The organism is Marinobacter daqiaonensis (assembly GCF_900115285.1).
In the GTDB taxonomy this organism is placed as follows: Bacteria; Pseudomonadota; Gammaproteobacteria; order Pseudomonadales; family Oleiphilaceae; genus Marinobacter; species Marinobacter daqiaonensis.
On sequence record NZ_FOYW01000004.1, the window covers coordinates 58826 to 71691 of the forward strand.

Below are 12866 nucleotides of genomic sequence, written 5' to 3' on the forward strand. Positions count from 1 at the left end.
TTCGCCCCGTCGTCCTCTCCGGGGCCAGGGTCAGGCGGTCCGACCGAAGGGTGCCTTGATGCTGGTTGTCAGTCCCGGATACGAGCAGGTGACAGAAGCCTGGTTTGAGCCGGAATTCTGGGGAGATCGCGCCAGCGCGGTATCTTCAGGGGGGCGCGGTAGCGCCTGGTTTGTTCATTCGGAAGTGGGAGACCTGGTCCTGCGTCATTATCGGCGCGGCGGGCTCATGGCTCGCATGTCGGACCGGAGTTATGTGTATACCGGAATGGAACGCACCCGCTCTCTACGGGAGTTCCGGCTGCTTTCCACGCTGTATGAGAGAGGGCTCCCCGTTCCCGAGCCCGTTGCGGCCTGGTCCGGCCATTACCATGGACTGTGGTACCATTCCGCAATTCTTCTTGCCCGCATCGCCAATGCCATTACGTTGCCAGAGGTTCCGGATCTTACGGATCGGTCTCTCTGGAGCAACGTGGGAAAAACCATCCGTCGATTTCACGATCAGGGTCTGGATCATGTGGACCTCAACTGCGATAACCTGTTAATTGCGGATGGAAAGGTCTACCTGATTGATTTCGACCGATGCCGGCTGCGCTCCACTTCGGGCGGCCAGAATTGGAAATCCCGCAACCTCAATCGGCTAAAACGCTCGGTCGACAAACGGTGTTCCCGATTACCTGAGCAGCAGCGAGAAAGTCTGTGGCAGGATCTGCTAAAATCCTATGGCTGAATGTATCTGTTTCATAACCGGTCCCGCCCACTACGTTGAGCGGCTCGCCATGTACTTTTGCAGCGGCCCTTTGCCAAACCCATCTGCAAACCTGGTCGCAAAGTGGCAGGTGCGTCCCCCTGCTTAACCTCAGTACATTCCGCAGGCCTGTGTCCAGGGGCGGAACTATGGTGATTGTTACGATCAAATGACCGGGTCCGGGTCCGGGAGCGTTTTTTTCGAAGCGAGCAGGCACCTGGAACCATATTTACAATCCGGGGTTCAGCGACCAGCTTGTTCCCCCCAGGAGGGCCACGAGGCGTCGTGGTCCTCAGAAATAGCTAACGCGGAAGACATCACTATGTTGCAAGGTAAAACAATCCTGGTCACAGGCGGCACCGGATCCTTCGGTCACAAGTTCATTCCCATGACCCTGGAAAAGTACAACCCGAAGAAAATCATCGTTTTTTCCAGGGACGAGATGAAACAGTGGGAAATGGCCAAGCTTTTCCAGGGAGATGACCGCCTGCGGTTCTTCATCGGTGATGTGCGCGATCGGGACAGGCTGTACCGGGCACTGGATGGTGTCGATTATGTTGTCCACGCAGCGGCCACCAAGATTGTTCCCACGGCGGAGTACAATCCGTTCGAGTGCGTGAAGACCAACATCCACGGTGCCATGAACCTTATCGATGCCGCCATCGACAAGGGCGTGAAAGGCGTGGTCGCCCTGTCCACGGACAAGGCCAGCAGCCCGATCAATCTGTACGGTGCCACCAAGCTTGCCTCTGACAAGCTGTTCGTGGCCGGCAACTCCTATTCCGGTGGACATGAGACCCGCTTCTCCGTGGTGCGGTATGGCAACGTCATGGGCTCCCGCGGCTCTGTCATCCCGTTCTTCATGTCTATTCGCGACCGTGGCGTGCTGCCGATCACCGACCCTCGCATGACCCGCTTCATGATTTCACTGGAGCAGGGTGTGGAGCTTGTCTGGCACGCATTCGAGGACATGGAAGGCGGTGAAATCTACGTCAAGAAGATCCCCTCCATGAACGTGACCGACCTGGCCCGGGTAGTGGCACCGGATGCAAAGCAGGAAGTGGTGGGCATCCGCCCGGGCGAAAAACTCCACGAGCAGATGATCGGTGCGGAGGACGCCTATTACACCTACGAGTATCCCGAGCACTACAAGATCCTGCCGGTGATCAACAACTGGGACCAGGACGTCAATCGCATCAAGGACGGCAAAAAGGTGGAAGAGGGCTTTATCTATTCCAGCGACAACAACACCGAGTGGATGGCAGACGAAGAGCTGAAGGCCTGGATTGACACCCACTACAGCGAAATCGGAAAGATCTGATCATGATTCCCTATGGCAAGCAGGACATCAGCCAGGCGGATATAGACGCGGTGGTGGCGGTACTGGAGTCGGATTTCCTGACCCAGGGGCCCATGGTCCCGCGTTTCGAGCAAGTGGTGGCGGACCATGTGGGCGCCCGCCACGCCGTCGCAGTCAACAGTGCCACCTCCGCTCTGCACATTGCCTGTCTTGCCCTGGATCTCGGGCCCGGCGACTGGCTGTGGACGTCACCGGTGACCTTTGTGGCATCCGCCAACTGTGGTCTTTACTGCGGCGCCAGTGTGGACTTCGTGGACATCGATCCTGCCACCTATAACCTGTGCCCGAAGGCCCTCAGGACCAAGCTGGAACAGGCCAGGGTCGAGGGGCGGCTACCCAAGGTGGTGGTCGCGGTACATCTGTGCGGCCAGCCCTGTGACATGGCTGCTATCGGTGAGCTGGCACAGGAGTATGGGTTCAGGGTGATCGAGGATGCCTCCCATGCCATAGGAGGGAAGTATCAGGGCGAATTCATTGGCAACGGACGTCACAGCGACATCACGGTGTTCAGTTTTCATCCGGTGAAAATCGTCACCACCGCCGAAGGCGGAATGGCGCTGACCAATGACGACCAGCTGGCCAACCGCCTGAACCTGCTGCGCAGCCATGGCATCACCCGGGATCCGGCTCTGATGACCCACGAGCCCGATGGTCCCTGGTACTACCAGCAGGTGGACCTGGGCTTCAATTACCGGATGACGGAGCTACAGGGGGCCCTCGGCGTGAGCCAGATGAGCCGGCTTGATCAGTATGTGGCCCGACGCCACGAGCTTGCCCGCCGTTACGATGATTTGTTGGCCCACCTGCCCGTGACCACCCCTTGGCAGCACTCCGACAGCTACTCAGGCCTGCATCTTTACGTCGTTCGGCTGCAGCTCGACAAGATCAGCGCGAGTCACCGGCAGGTGTTTGAGCGGCTTCGAGACGGGGGTATCGGCGTCAACCTCCACTATATTCCGGTCCATCTGCAGCCCTGGTACCGCCAACTGGGGTTCCGGGCGGGGCAGTTCCCCGAGGCGGAGCGTTATTACGCCGAGGCCATCAGCCTGCCTTTGTTCCCCACCATGACCACTGAAGAGCAACACGAAGTGGTGCAGGCCCTGGAAGAGGCCCTGGAACAATGAAGCTGGCCGTCATTCCCGCCCGGGGCGGCAGCAAGCGCATTCCCCGAAAGAACATCAGGGAGTTCTGCGGCCGGCCGATGATTGCCTGGTCAATTCAGGCAGCCCTCGATAGCGGATGTTTTGACCGGGTCATTGTCTCCACGGACGACGAGGAAATTGCCGCCGTAGCCAGGGCCCACGGTGCGGAGGTTCCCTTCCTGCGCCCGCCGGAGTTGTCGGACGACCATACCGGAACGATTCCGGTTATTGCCCACGCCATCGGAGAGCTGTCGAAAAGCCAGCGGCCGGACCTGACCTGCTGCCTCTATGCCACAGCGCCCTTTGTCACGCCGGACGATCTTCGGCGGGGCGAGCAGCTTATGGCAGAGTCGGGCGCGGACTACGCCTTTACGGTGACCAGCTTCGCGTTTCCGATCCAGCGGGCCCTGCGGATAACGGAGAAGGGACGCGTTGAGATGTTCTGGCCGGAGCAGTTTGCCGTCCGTTCCCAGGACCTGGAGGAGGCCTGGCACGATGCCGGCCAGTTCTACTGGGGCCGCTCGGCCGCCTGGCTGGAGGCCCGGCCGCTGTTCGCCGCCGGCTCGATTCCCATCGCGCTGCCCCGTTACCGCGTACAGGATATCGATACGCCGGAGGACTGGGAGCGGGCCGAGTGGCTGTTCCGGGCGATGCTCGAATCCCCCAGGTCCGGGTCGGCTGGATGATTGTTGCATTTCGTGCCGATGCGTCTGTCGATATTGGTTCCGGGCATGTCATGCGATGCCTGACGCTGGCGGACGAGCTGAAGCGTCAGGGGGCCGACTGTCATTTTATCATGCGCCCCCTCCCTGGTGCCCTGACGGCACTGGTGGAGTCCCGTGGCCATCGGGTAGAGCGACTTCCGGAACTGGATGATCGGTTGGCTCCTGAACCCTCGGATGCCGAAGGCCCGGCCCACAGTCATTGGCTTGCCGGAAGCTGGCGGCAGGACGCGGCTGACACCGGCACGGTCGTGGAACGCCTGAAGCCGGACTGGCTGGTGGTGGACCACTATGGCATCGAAGCTCGCTGGGAACGTGTCCTGAAAGCCGGTTGTGCCCGGCTAATGGCTATTGATGACCTGGCGGATCGGGCCCATGACTGCGACCTGTTGCTGGACCAGAATCTGGGACGTGAGCCGGAGGATTATCGGCGGTGGGTGCCCGCCAATTGCCAGCTGATGACGGGCCCCTCCTTCGCCCTGTTAAGACCGGAATTTCGCGCCTGGCGCGACCGCAGTCTGGCTCGCAGGCGAGGATCGTCGGAACCGCTGGAACTGCTGATCAATCTGGGTGGCGTGGACCGGGAAAATCTCACCGGGCATCTCCTGGCCCGACTGTCGACCTGCCCAATTCCGGCGCATACCCGGATTACGGTAGTGATGGGCCAGAGCGCCCCCCGGGTTGATGAGGTGAAAAGCCGTGCACGGCAGATGCCATGGATAACCGACGTCAGGGTCGGCGTGAGCAACATGGCGGAGATCATGGCGCACTCCGACCTTGCCATTGGCGCCGCTGGCGGCACGTCCTGGGAGCGGTGCTGCCTGGGCCTGCCCGCCCTGCTGGTGGTCATGGCGGATAACCAGAGGGCCGGCGCGAATGCCCTGGCAGAGCGGGGGGCGGCCCTCCTTCTGGGTGACTCTTGGGCTGATGCCACGTTACTCTGCAGGGGCCTTGGCCAGGCCCTGGAGCAGGCCGAAACCCTGTCAAGCCGGGCGGCGTCAGTGTGCGACGGTGCTGGCGCCCAACGAGTCGTCAAAAAGATGATGGAGCTTTAAGGTGAGCGGTAGTCTCCGCACCATGACCGAGGACGATCTGGAGAGGGTTCGCCGTTGGCGCAATCATCCGGATGTCCGCCGGTACATGTACACGACCCATGAGATCGACCCGGCGGAGCACAGGGCATGGTTTGAACGCACCCGGGACTCGGACCGATCGGAGCTGATGATCTACGAGGACGAGGGCCTGCCCCTTGGTTTTGTCAACCTCGCCCGGGGGCGGAGTCGCCAGGTGGCGGACTGGGGGTTCTATCTCGCCCCCGAGGCCGCCCGGGGTACCGGCAAGGCGCTCGGCAGGGCCGCACTCCGCCACGCGTTTGAAGGTCTCGAGCTGCATAAAGTATGCGGCCAGGCCCTCGGTTTCAACGACCGGTCCATTAAGTTCCACCGGTCCCTGGGGTTTGTCCAGGAAGGTTGTCTGAGGGATCAGCACTATGATGGCCAGGCCTACCACGATGTGGTTTGCTTTGGCCTGTTACGTCAGGAATGGAAGAACTCACTCGGGAGCGATGAACCATGACCCACCCGGAGATCCTTATTGACGGCCGCCGTATTGCACGGGACGAGCCGCCGTACATCATCGCGGAACTTTCAGCCAACCATAACGGCAGACTCGAGACCGCGATTAAAATTATCGACGAAGCCAAGAAAGCCGGTGCCGATGCGGTCAAACTGCAGACTTACCGACCGGACACCATCACCCTGGATTCCGATGGGGAGGACTTCCGGATAAAAGGCGGGCTTTGGGATGGACGTAGCCTGTATGAGCTCTACCAGGAGGCACACATGCCCTGGGAGTGGCACAAACCGCTGTTTGATCATGCCAGGAAGCTGGGCATCACCATCTTCAGTTCTCCCTTCGACACCACGGCGGTGGACCTGCTGGAGGATCTCAACGCGCCGGCCTACAAGATTGCGTCGTTCGAGGCGGTGGACCTGCCACTGATCGAATATGTGGCCAGTACCGGAAAGCCGATGATCATTTCCACCGGCATGGCCGATGCCGAGGAGATCCAGGAGGCGATCGATGCGGCCCGGAGCGCGGGATGCAAGCAGTTGGCCATACTTCACTGCGTCAGCGGTTACCCGGCCCCTGCGGAAGACTACAACCTGAGGACGGTTCCCGACATGATGGAACGCTTCGGTGTGGTGACCGGCCTTTCCGACCATACCCTGGACAACACCACTGCCATCGCCAGCGTGGTGTTGGGTGCCTCACTGATCGAAAAGCACTTTACACTGGATCGTAAAGGCGGTGGCCCGGATGACAGCTTCTCCCTTGAACCGGCGGATCTGACTGCGCTTTGCCGCGACAGCAAGACGGCCTGGCGGGCTCTGGGCAACGTGGACTACGGTCGGAAATCCAGCGAGCAGGGGAATGCACAGTTCCGGCGGTCGCTGTATTTTGTCGAAAATCTCAACAAGGGCGATATTATTCGTCCCGAATCCATCCGCAGTGTTCGTCCGGGCTTTGGCCTTGCCCCAAAGTACTATCATCGGTTGATTGGCAAGAGGGTGAAAGCCGATGTGGCTAGGCTGACTGCCGTGACGGAAGATGTTGTGGACGGGTTTAGATCTTCGGGCGACTGAAAAGGAAGGCAGCTTTCCGCTTTGTGCTGCGGCTGAATATTCGACCTCCGGTTTCGGTCCTGGTCAGGGCTGCAAGTTACCGCGTAAGCCGCCTTTTCAAGGCTCTTCGTTGCTCGCGGAATTGGTGAATCCGTCTTTCAAGCCATTCAGCCCTTCTGAACGATGCCGAGCGCATTTTTGCTTGGGGGAGATGGTGCCTCGCCGCCGGAAAGACTCTCAGGAACTTCGCCAGCTCCAAGTCTGTCCTGAGCGACCCCAGAATTCTTGGTATTTTTAGCCGGAAGTCGATAAAAATCACCCGATCATCGGAGATCAGAAAATTTGCTGGTTGGGGGTCGGTCCTGATGGCACCCAGGCTGTGTAACTCTCTTAGTGCCTCAAGTACTTGAGGCGCGTCCTCGTCCGCAGCCGGCCGGCCTTCCGCAAACTCGTAGCAAACCAGGCTGTCGGTAACCATGCCGAAGCGTCTTTTTTCCGCCGCCAGCACAGGCGTGGGTGCAAAAAAGCCCAGTTGCCGAATTCGCTTGAGGTTTTGGAACGTCCGTAGCCCCTCACTGCTTCGAAATAGAGTGAGCATCCGTTCCCAGCCCCTTCGGTTACGGGCCCGCGGTACCTTCAGCAGCAAATCTTTTTGGTCGAAGTCTACCCTGACACTGAGTGTACGGGCGTGGTCTTTGAATACCCGTTGGTATTCGATGGTGTTATCGAGGATGTCGTCCAACAGTCTTCGGCCATTGTCCGCCCCGAGTTCCGAGTTGATGCGAAGATGATAACCACGATGGCTGAGATCTATGTCATCTTGACGATTCATGGTCAATGTCAGCTTTCTTTCAGAAGTTTTCGGCATAACGGTGGATTAGGCATAATTCATCACAGAGACGATTCTTTGGTTGTCCTTCCCCTGTGGAAATCCTCGATGGGCGCCCCCCTGGTCCGAAATGACCAGCGACCCCTTGGAGGCAAGAACAGGGATAATGTCGCGAAGCGGGACAACAGGGAACTCCGTTTTATTGGGAAGGTGTCCAGAGAGAACCTTGTTTACGCGCCTGAAGGACGAACCGATGTGGCTCCCGCGCACGTAGGTATAGGGGCCGTCGTCCAGGCAGCTGACGTCAGTGAGATAGATGAAAGATTTCAACTGCTTTTTGTAGGCATCAACGTGGAAGCCACGCGTCTTCTGAACGGCTGAGTTGAGGTAAAGATTCAGGTTTTTGGGGCCAAACTCGGCTGATGTTGGCGACATGAATCTGGCCAACTCTCCACTCTCGTAGGTCGGCCTGATCTGGTCCCGGAATTCCGGGAAAAGGTGATCGATGTTGAAAATATCCACCATTCCCTTGTCCTGCCCCTGGCGTATCTGAATCACTGTCTTCGGGTAGTTGGCCAGGACTTTGTACCCGGCGACCTTGGCTCCACCTTTCTGGATCAGGAATCCATCACTCTCGTACACGCTTTCGCCGGATTCCTGAAAATCCCGGATCATTGTCCTCGCTTCTGTCATGGCAGTCTCAGCTGCCAGAATTTTTTCCGGAGCCAGGAAGTCGGGAATAATCACAATGCCGTGGGTCTCAAGCGTGCGAGTTATAGCCGCGGTGTCTGAGATATAGTGTTGGATAACCGTTGATAGACGTGACTCCAGTTCTGGCTGCGGCAGGTTTCGTATGTAGTCGAGTGCCTCTTCATTGACCGCGTCAATATCCGCCAATTCCAGAGGAATGGCTTCACGTCGCGCCGTAATATTGAGACCCAGCAAGGAAAAATTCGCCACGATGGATAGCCCTTATACCTTAAGTTCCTGATAGAAATCCCGAAGCATTTGATGGTTGACGATATCGGTCGTCTTGAATCTGAACTCCGGGGCGCTGGCCCAGGATATGGATTCATCGAAAAAATGGGCGGGAAGGCGGCGATTAAGGTTATCAGTATTAATAAGATCTCCATCGAAAGTGCTTCCATGGGCTCGGTAAAGCTCCCCAAGGTATTGATGGAGACTCTCGAGACTGGACTCTTCCCCGATCTGGGCCTCTATGGCCGCGTAATCAACGTTGAAATCCTGGTAATTCTCGACCGCTTCGATCAGAGTCTTATAGGCTTCATCGTAAGTTTCGAATAACAATGAGTTGTCACTGTTGAGGTAGTCGCGACCGCCGCCCTGCATGTCGTTCTTTACAACCACGGGGAGACCGCAGAGTTGCGCCTCTTTGATGACCTTACACACGCCTTCCTTCTGGGAGAAAATAGTAAAGACCTTCGACTGATTATACAGGTGTGACAGGAAGGTATAGGAAAACCCCTGAAAGCCGAGATCCGGGTCCGTCTTGATAATAGTGAAGCGCTCTCGCTCCTGTGCCGAAAACATTGAAAAGTAATCATCCAGAATGGATGAGTAATAGGACTTTTCTGGTTCATCCCTGTTGGAGGCTATAACGAATAACACATTGTACTTGTAGCCCTGATCATAGATTTTCCGGATCTGCTGCATAAGTTCGGGATATTTCTTTTTGTGGTCGCTTTTCGCAACGCAGATAATGTCCCAGTACTTTGGAAGGTCCCTGTTTTTCATTACCACAGGGGTGAAACTGGCGGAGCTCAGGGGGATGATGAACGGGGAACCGTCGAAGTTGCAGGTGCCTGGAGATGCCAGGTGGAAGTCCACCCATGGAGGGGTTCTCACATAGTCAAAAAAGAACCCCCAGTGGATACCGATGAAATATTGGCTGCGGACCTTCTCCATCATGCGGGCTGTCTCCCTGGAGCGAACAAGCCATTTCATTTTTGTTTTCAAGGAGCGATGGGCATCTTTCTTGCTGAACTTCGGGAGTCCCATCCGGGAGTTCAGAAAGCCCATTTCTTTATGGGTGAAGGTGATAATGCCCTTTCCCTCTGACGAGGGGTGCTTGAAAATATGAGCCATAAAAATCCTTAAAAACAATCAGTAGTCGGACGCTTGGGACGCTTTAAATTCATTGGGGATGCGTTTTGAGCGTGTGGCCCCAGCCGATAAAAGGCATTCCGCCACAAGCTCACCCTCGCGCCCTTCCCATTCGGTAGCAAATGTCGCGCTGTATTGGCGGACAGCCTCCGGGTCCAGCTCTGGCGGCCGCGGAGAGGTGAGCAATGCGATCAGTTCGGCCTCCGAACTGGCTTGCACTGCGAGACCCTGACGAACATAACCGTAATAGTCCGGTTTGTCAGTTGCAGAAAACTCGTAGTAGAACGGCGTGATACCTTTAATGGCTGCTTCCAGGTGAATGCTGCTATTGCCGGCGATCAGGTATTTGAGCTTTCCCAGAAAGCTGTCAACCGATTCGCTGGCAGGGTCGCTGAAATGGACCTTCTGGCGGCCACCCAGTGTTTTTTTCAGGGTTGCAACATCCCTCCGGCTCTGCCGTGGGTGCCACCGTAAGCTCACGTCCTTTCCTTCACTGGCGATCAGACTGATCAGGGATGCCACAGGCTCGATTCGGTCCAGCTTGTTGATTGCGATACCAATGGTTTCCGAGTCAGGGGCTGCACGACCCGAAAGGTGTTTCTTCTGGCCAGAGTAAATGATGCAAGGGGCGCTCAGGCCCTCAAGCCCCGGCGGACGATTTTCCTCACACTGGCGATAGGTTTCAGCAGCAATGGGTCCGTCCAGAAACGCGAAGTCGAAGGTCAACGCAGGAAATGCCGGACTCACAGAAGCGTGCTGCAAATAGGCGGTTTTGACCCCCAGCTGACGTGCGACTGCCAGCATGCAACGGTTCATGGCGCTATGGTCGTTGCTGGTGATCACACATTCCGGTTCTGTTTTTCGAATGATCCTGTAGAAGTACGCCAGGTAGAGATACACCTTGGCCACTTCAGGTAACAGTGCCGGGCCTGCGGCCGGGTTTCTGCTCCGGAGAGAACCGGACAGTGAGCGGCCAAAATGAACGAACCCCTGACTGGCCCGAAGAATATCCATCAAGCTATACCGGAGGGGTTGGTATCGCTTTCGGTCGGCGGGGTTTCTCAAGCGCTTATGCTTGGCAATTGCCAGGACGCTCTGTTCTCTTGAGCGCAATGCATCGAGTGTGCCCGAAAGAGCTTCCATCTGATTCCTGGACAGAGCCAGGGCGAGGAATCGGACACTACGTTTGTTTCCAGCGGTAAGCGTCTCTTTGGGTGAGATCTTTCCGGCCAAATAAAAAAAGTATGCCAGCGCTCTGAACCAAAATGCGACATGGCTGAGATGGAAGGGGGAGGTGCCCTTCCGTACAGGTGGTCGGTGGAGTCGGGCCCCCGCCTGATAATCGAGCCACGTTTCCGGTTCCTGTTTGAGGATGGCTTCCAGGTGGCGATGCCAGTTCATGGGGGAACTCTCTCTTATCACGGGCGCTATTTACCTGCGCTCGACCAGCCATCGGTGGATGATGCCTTCTTCTCAATCCCGTTTTCCGCCCAGAAGGTCCTGTTTTCCTTCACGGCCTTGCGGATGGCCCGATTCTTCGCCCAGATCTCCGGTTTGGAGTAGCCACGGGCATGATCCAGATGCAGGCACACGGTACTGTAGCGGATCTGCTTGGACTTATGACCAAAGTTCCACAGGCGTTCGCCCAGTTCCCGGTCCAGGCCGCCATACTGCATGTCTTCATTGAAACCATTCACCGCAATCAGGTCCCTGGTCCAGGTGGAGCTGTTCATGCCGTTCCAGCTCGCGGCCGCGGGGGTGACGGCGTTCAGCACCTTCCGGAGCAGGGTCGACCGCGACAGCTTCCAGAGCTTGTGGGATTTGGGCTGCCCATTGGCCACCAGCCACTCGGGATCAAAGATGACGCCGGTGCGGATATCCTCGTCGGATATTTTCTCGGAGACCGGCAGGGTGAGCTTGATGTAGCCACCTGACAGGAAGTATCCCGGCTCGGCCAGATGCCGGTGAGTCGCGATAAAATCCGGCTCGGGAATGCAGTCGCCGTCGGTAAAGATCAGGTAATCACATTCGGTTTGCCGGATGGCCTTGTTGAGTATCTCGCACTTGCGGAAGCCCTTGTCCTCGTGCCATACGTGGTCTAAAGGCACAATGCCCCGCTTCCTGAACTGTTCGATCACTTCACGGGTATCATCGGTGGAGCCATCGTCCGCAACAATAACGCGGAAATCCTTGTCGGTCTGGTTCTCATAGCCCGTCAGCACCTTGTCGAGCCAGGCAGGGGAGTTGTAGGTGGTAATCACCACCCCTATGGACCGGGGCTGCTGGGTATCATTCGAAGGCATAGATTTCCGGACGGGTCTGCGTGACTTGGGACAGGGTCATAGTATACACGTGGGTCCTGTTTGATGCGTGTCAGGGAATTCGCGGAGGGCGGGTCTCACCTTATTTACAGAGTTTGTCCGGATTGTAGGGGTTTACTTCCCCGGGCGAACGATGCCGGAAGCGTTTGTACTCCCACTGGTACTGTTCCGGAATCTCCCGCACACAATTTTCGACCGAAAGGTTCAGGGCGGTCACAGCCTCCACCGGGTCGGCGCTGTCGATTCCCGGCTCGGTGGATCGAATCACGATGCGGAACCCCTCACCGTCTTTCAGCCGCTCGGCAAAGGTGGTGAAGGAAGCCGCCCCCGACTTGGCGATCATTTTCGATGCCAGGGTCATGGTGCGGACATTGATGCCGAAGAAAGGCCCGAAGGCATAGCCGCTCTTCTTGTCCGGGCTCTGGTCCGGAAGGATGCCAGCCACGTGCCCCTCTTTGAGCAGCTTGACCATTCGCGCCAGCCCACGGCGATCCCCCCGGACCAGCACGGAGCCGGCACGTTCCCGTGCCTGGATCATGTAGTCCTCGAAGTCGGGCAGATTCGGTGGGCTGTACAGGGCGGCCATCCGGTAGCGAGAGGAAAAATAGATCCCCGCCAGCTCCCAGTTGCCCAGATGAGGAGCAAGCAGAACGACACCCTTGCCGGCGGCAAGGGCATCATCAATCAACTCCAGACCTTTTACCTCGCGAACGAGGTCGAGACACCGCTCCACAGGCCATTCCCACATCAGGGGGATTTCCAGAAACGTCTGACCGGTATGGCGAAGGCTGGAGCGAATGAGCCTTTGGCGCTGGTCTTCGGTCAGCTCAGGGAAGCACAGGCTGATATTGGCGGTTGTAACCTGTTTGGAGCGGGAAGGGAGCCACCAGCTGAGCGAGCCCAGGATGCGGCCAAGTCGTTGCGCCATATGAAGGGAAAGTTTGCCGGCCCAGCGCAGGGCGAACACGGCGAACGAGGTCTTGGTAAGCGCCATAGGAA

General features: G+C 57.6%; 13 protein-coding genes. 7 read left to right on the plus strand and 6 right to left on the minus strand.

From position 1 onward, the window contains the following. The first annotated feature begins 58 nt into the window (after positions 1–58). The 7 genes from BM346_RS17245 to pseI all read left to right on the plus strand — a co-directional run bounded on the left by BM346_RS17245 (position 59) and on the right by pseI (position 6614). Positions 59–727, plus strand: coding sequence for a 3-deoxy-D-manno-octulosonic acid kinase (locus BM346_RS17245; RefSeq protein WP_092016259.1), 669 nt, complete (start codon positions 59–61; stop codon positions 725–727). A 340-nt stretch (positions 728–1067) separates the two neighbouring features. Next, positions 1068–2066, plus strand: coding sequence for a UDP-N-acetylglucosamine 4,6-dehydratase (inverting) (gene pseB, locus BM346_RS17250; protein ID WP_092016261.1), 999 nt, complete (start codon positions 1068–1070; stop codon positions 2064–2066). Between the two features lie 2 nt (positions 2067–2068). Further along, the gene (gene pseC / locus BM346_RS17255) at positions 2069–3229 is read left to right on the plus strand and encodes a UDP-4-amino-4,6-dideoxy-N-acetyl-beta-L-altrosamine transaminase (RefSeq protein WP_092016264.1); all 1161 of its coding nucleotides are present in this window, start codon (positions 2069–2071) and stop codon (positions 3227–3229) included. After that, positions 3226–3933 (plus strand): pseudaminic acid cytidylyltransferase, encoded by a 708-nt coding sequence (pseF, locus tag BM346_RS17260; protein WP_092016267.1) that lies wholly within the window; start codon positions 3226–3228, stop codon positions 3931–3933. Before pseC ends, pseF begins: the two co-directional genes overlap by 4 nt. Next, complete coding sequence (gene pseG, locus BM346_RS17265; protein WP_092016270.1) at positions 3930–5024, plus strand: UDP-2,4-diacetamido-2,4,6-trideoxy-beta-L-altropyranose hydrolase; 1095 nt, start codon at positions 3930–3932, stop codon at positions 5022–5024. The genes pseF and pseG overlap by 4 nt, the downstream gene beginning before the upstream one ends. A 1-nt stretch (position 5025) precedes the next feature. Further along, positions 5026–5544: a UDP-4-amino-4,6-dideoxy-N-acetyl-beta-L-altrosamine N-acetyltransferase gene (pseH, locus tag BM346_RS17270; protein WP_227663033.1), complete on the plus strand. Its 519-nt coding sequence runs from the start codon at positions 5026–5028 to the stop codon at positions 5542–5544. Further along, positions 5541–6614, plus strand: a complete 1074-nt coding sequence (gene pseI, locus BM346_RS17275) for a pseudaminic acid synthase (protein WP_092016273.1) — start codon at positions 5541–5543, stop codon at positions 6612–6614. Before pseH ends, pseI begins: the two co-directional genes overlap by 4 nt. A 76-nt stretch (positions 6615–6690) precedes the next feature. Here the strand turns inward: pseI and BM346_RS17280 are convergent, their stop codons facing one another. The 6 genes from BM346_RS17280 to BM346_RS17305 all read right to left on the minus strand — a co-directional run bounded on the left by BM346_RS17280 (position 6691) and on the right by BM346_RS17305 (position 12861). Then, positions 6691–7425, minus strand: coding sequence for a lipopolysaccharide core heptose(II) kinase RfaY (locus BM346_RS17280; RefSeq protein ID WP_167812686.1), 735 nt, complete (start codon positions 7423–7425; stop codon positions 6691–6693). Between the two features lie 45 nt (positions 7426–7470). Continuing rightward, on the minus strand, positions 7471–8382 hold the full coding sequence (locus BM346_RS17285) for a hypothetical protein (RefSeq protein ID WP_092016279.1): 912 nt from the start codon (positions 8380–8382) through the stop codon (positions 7471–7473). Positions 8383–8394: 12 nt separating this feature from the next. After that, entirely contained in the window at positions 8395–9528 is a 1134-nt protein-coding gene (locus BM346_RS17290; RefSeq protein WP_092016282.1) for a glycosyltransferase, read from the minus strand. 18 nt (positions 9529–9546) lie between these two features. Next, the gene (locus BM346_RS17295; RefSeq protein ID WP_139229955.1) at positions 9547–10947 is read right to left on the minus strand and encodes a hypothetical protein; all 1401 of its coding nucleotides are present in this window, start codon (positions 10945–10947) and stop codon (positions 9547–9549) included. 26 nt (positions 10948–10973) lie between these two features. Continuing rightward, a complete protein-coding gene (locus BM346_RS17300) occupies positions 10974–11849 on the minus strand; it encodes a glycosyltransferase family 2 protein (RefSeq protein WP_092016288.1) in 876 nt (291 codons plus the stop codon). A 100-nt stretch (positions 11850–11949) separates the two neighbouring features. Beyond that, a complete protein-coding gene (locus BM346_RS17305) occupies positions 11950–12861 on the minus strand; it encodes a lysophospholipid acyltransferase family protein (RefSeq protein WP_092016290.1) in 912 nt (303 codons plus the stop codon). Positions 12862–12866 lie beyond the last annotated feature (5 nt).